Source organism: Sphingomonas bacterium (assembly GCF_903644135.1).
In the GTDB taxonomy this organism is placed as follows: Bacteria; Pseudomonadota; Alphaproteobacteria; order Sphingomonadales; family Sphingomonadaceae; genus Sphingomonas.
Window position 1 is genome coordinate 1 of the sequence record NZ_CAHJXA010000286.1, and the last position, 3,712, is coordinate 3,712.

At 70.0% G+C, this 3,712-nt stretch carries 3 protein-coding genes and 1 pseudogene; all 4 read left to right on the plus strand.

The window, feature by feature from the left end:
* A pseudogene (locus tag HUU96_RS13035) lies at positions 1-862 on the plus strand (phosphomannomutase); the annotation flags it as partial.
* A 39-nt stretch (positions 863-901) separates the two neighbouring features.
* Positions 902-1,666: a 3'-5' exonuclease gene (locus HUU96_RS13040; RefSeq protein WP_174293192.1), complete on the plus strand. Its 765-nt coding sequence runs from the start codon at positions 902-904 to the stop codon at positions 1,664-1,666.
* 60 nt (positions 1,667-1,726) lie between these two features.
* Positions 1,727-3,256, plus strand: a complete 1,530-nt coding sequence (locus HUU96_RS13045) for a sensor histidine kinase (protein ID WP_174293193.1) — start codon at positions 1,727-1,729, stop codon at positions 3,254-3,256.
* The gene (locus HUU96_RS13050; RefSeq protein ID WP_174293194.1) at positions 3,253-3,696 is read left to right on the plus strand and encodes a response regulator; all 444 of its coding nucleotides are present in this window, start codon (positions 3,253-3,255) and stop codon (positions 3,694-3,696) included. The genes HUU96_RS13045 and HUU96_RS13050 overlap by 4 nt, the downstream gene beginning before the upstream one ends.
* Positions 3,697-3,712: the final 16 nt, after the last annotated feature.

Genomic DNA, 3,712 nt, shown 5'->3' on the forward strand with positions numbered 1-3,712 from the left:
CATCGGCTGGGACGCCGGCAACGGTGCCGCCGGCCCGGTGATCGAGCAGCTCACCCAGCGCCTGCCGGGTGAGCATCACCTGCTGTTCACCGATGTCGACGGAGATTTCCCCAACCATCATCCCGACCCCACGATCGAGAGCAACCTGGCCGACCTGAAGCGGCTCGTCGCCGACAACTGCCTCGATTTCGGACTGGCCTTTGACGGCGATGGCGACCGGATCGGCGCGGTCGACGGCGAGGGGCGGGTGGTGTGGGGCGACCAGCTGATCGCGCTGCTGGCGACGCCGCTGCTGGCGGAGACGCCCGGCGCGACGATCGTCGCCGACGTCAAGGCATCGCAATATCTGTTCGACCATATCGTCACCCTCGGCGGCCGCGCGGTCATGGCTCCCTCGGGTCACAGCCGTATCAAAAGCCGGATGAAGGCGGAGGGCGCGCCGCTGGCGGGGGAGATGAGCGGCCACATCTTCTTCGGCGGCGACTATTACGGTTACGACGACGCGTTGTACGCGGCGGTGCGGCTGATCCGCGCCGTCCACCTGGCGGGCCGGACACTGACGCAGCTGCGCAGCGCGATGCCGGCGCTGGTCAACACTCCCGAGCTGCGCTTCGCGGTCGATCCCGCGCGCAAGACGGCGGTGGTCGAGGAGGTGCGCGAGCGGCTGGAGCGCGCCGGCGCGGACCTGTGCACCGTCGACGGCGTGCGGGTGAGCGATGCCGACGGCTGGTGGCTGCTGCGCGCATCGGGAACGCAGGACATGCTGACCGCGCGGGCGGAGGCGCAGGACGAGGCGGCGCTCGCGCGGCTGCTCGCGACGCTCGACGCGCAGCTGGCGACCAGCGGCGTCACACGCAGCTGACGCTCGCTTTTCCCGGCGTCCATCGCCACATAGCTGTCGATGCCCCCGCCCAAACCGCAGATCGTCCGCGTCATCGACCTGGAGACCACCGGCAGCGCGCCGCCCGCGCACGGCGTGTGCGAGGTCGGCTGGCAGGACGTGGCGCTGGGTGCGGACGGGCGGTGGGAGCTGGAGGGCGAGGGTGGCCAGCTGCTGGTCAATCCCGGCCGGCCGATCCCGCCGGTGACGCAGGCGGTGCACCACATCCTCGACGAACAGGTCGCCGGCGAGCCCTATTGGCCGGAGGTCGCGCGCCGCGTGCTCGACCCCTATCCGCGCCGCCTCGCCCTCGCCGCGCACCGCGCCGATTTCGAGCAGCAATTCTGCACCGCCAACCTTTCCCACGGTGCCGACTGGATCTGCACCTGGAAATGCGCGCTGCGGCTATGGCCCGACAGCCCGTCCTTCTCCAACCAGGTGCTGCGCTATTGGCGCAAGCCGCCGGGCCTGGAGCATGAGCGCGGCCTGCCGGCGCATCGCGCCTTTCCCGACGCCTATGTCACTGCCCACCATCTGCGCGACCAGCTCAACGAGGCGAGCCTGGCGCAGCTGATCGACTGGTCCAACCAGCCTGGCCTGTTGCCGCGGGTGCGCAACACCGGGCCGGACCGCGGCAAGGACTGGCGCGAGATCTCCGACGACAGCCTGGCGGGGTTCCTGACCGACCGCGATCCCGACGTACGCTTCACCGCCCAGACCGAGATCGCCCGGCGGCGCGGCGGCGGTGTCGTCGGTCGGCCGAGCGCGCAGGAGCTGTTGTTGTAGCGGCGCAACGGGCTCAACGGCGTCACTGGTAAAATCGCGGCCGTGCGGTAAGGCCGCGTCATGGCAAGGAGTATCGGCGAGCGATTGACGGTGGCGGAGGGCGGGCTTGGCCGCGCGCTCATCGTCTTCCTGTCGCTCGGCTTCATCAGCCTGCTCGCCGCGATCCTCGCCGCCGGCCTCGTGATCACCCGCATCCAGGAGCACACCAACTGGGTCAACCACACCTATGAGGTCGGCGCCGCCATCGACCGCGCCAGCCTCGCCATCGAGCAGGGGGAGACGGCACGGCGCGGCTATGTGCTGACCGGGGCCGACCAGTATCGGGTCTCCTATAACGGGTTCGCCGCCGCGGTTCAGCCGGCGCTGCGCCGGCTGGCGGTGCTGATCAGCGACAACCCGGTCCAGCGTCGCAACATCGCCACGCTGACGGCGCGGGTCGCGGCGATCGTGAAGGTGCGCGACGCCGATATCGCCCTGGTCGCCGCCGGCAGGCACGAGGAGGCGATCGCCGCCTTCAACGCCGAGACGGGCAAGAAGCGGCTGCTGGGGATCCGCGATGTCGCGGGCGCGATGCGTGACCAGGAACGCGCGCTGCTGGCGATCCGCGACGCCGACCAGCGGCGCAGCGTCCGCAGCTTCTACATCGTGCTGGCGATCAGCGCCGTGCTGCTGGCGGTGGTCGCGGTGACGTCGGTGATGGTGATCCTGCGCTATGCCCATGACCTCACCGCCTCGCGCGACCGGCTGCGCGCGCTCAGCGACACGCTGGAGGATCAGGTGGCCGATCGCACGGCCGACCTCAGCCGCGCCAATGACGAGATCCAGCGCTTCGCCTATATCGTCAGCCACGACCTGCGCTCGCCGCTGGTCAACGTGATGGGCTTCACCGCCGAGCTGGCGTCGGCCACCGGGGCGCTGGGCGAGCTGGTCGATCGCGCCGAGCAGCAGCTTCCCGCGATCCTGACCGAGGAGGCGCGCCTCGCCGCGCGCGAGGACCTGCCGGAAGCGATCGGCTTCATCCGCACCTCGACGCAGAAGATGGACCGGCTGATCAACGCCATCCTGAAGCTGTCGCGCGAGGGCCGCCGCACGATCGCGCCCGAACCGCTCGACCTTGCCGCCATCGCCGACACCGCGGTCGCGGCGATGCGCCACATCGTCGACGATCGCGGGGCGGCCGTCGCGATCGAGCGGCCGATGGCGGCGCTCGTCAGCGACCGGCTGGCGGTGGAGCAGATCCTGTCCAACCTGATCGAGAACGCGACCAAATACCTGCAGCCGGGCCGGCCGGGACAGATCGTGGTGTCGGCCCAGGCGGTGCGCGGCCGCGTGGTCGTCGCGGTCAAGGACAATGGCCGCGGCATCGACCCGCGCGACCACCAGCGCGTGTTCGATCTGTTCCGCCGCTCCGGCCAGCAGGACCAGCCGGGCGAGGGCATCGGCCTCGCCCATGTCCGCGCGCTCGCCTATCGCCTTGGCGGGACGATCGACGTACAGTCGGCGCTGGGCGAGGGCGCGACCTTTCGCCTCAACCTTCCCGCCGCATACCAGCCGCCCCAGGGACCAGACGTTCAGGAACCAGCCTCATGAACCAGCACCAGACCGTCGGCATCGTCATGATCGAGGACGATGCCGGCCATGCCCGCCTGATCGAGAAGAACATCCGCCGCGCCGGCATCCTCAACGACATCCGCCACTTTACCGACGGCGGCAGCGCGCTGGAGTTCCTGTTCGACGCCGCCGACGGGCCGGCCAAGAACGGCCCGGCGCTGATCCTGCTCGACCTCAACCTACCCGACATGAGCGGCACCGACATCCTGCAGCGGATCAAGGCCGACACCAGCCCGCTGCGCCGCGCGCCCGTCGTGGTGCTGACCACCACCGACGACAAGATCGAGATCCAGCGCTGCTATGACCTGGGCTGCAACGTCTACATCACCAAGCCCGTCGATTACGAGAATTTCGCGCAGGCGATCCGCCAGCTCGGGCTGTTCCTGACCGTGATCCAGGTGCCCGAGGTGGAAGCATGACGGTCCGCTGCGGATG

What these genes read in the sequence shown, in the direction of transcription:
- HUU96_RS13040 (WP_174293192.1), top strand. Translation starts at nt 902, where the DNA reads ATGCCCCCGCCCAAACCGCAGATCGTCCGCGTCATCGACCTGGAGACC.
- HUU96_RS13045 (WP_174293193.1), top strand. Translation starts at nt 1,727, where the DNA reads ATGGCAAGGAGTATCGGCGAGCGATTGACGGTGGCGGAGGGCGGGCTT.
- HUU96_RS13050 (WP_174293194.1), top strand. Translation starts at nt 3,253, where the DNA reads ATGAACCAGCACCAGACCGTCGGCATCGTCATGATCGAGGACGATGCC.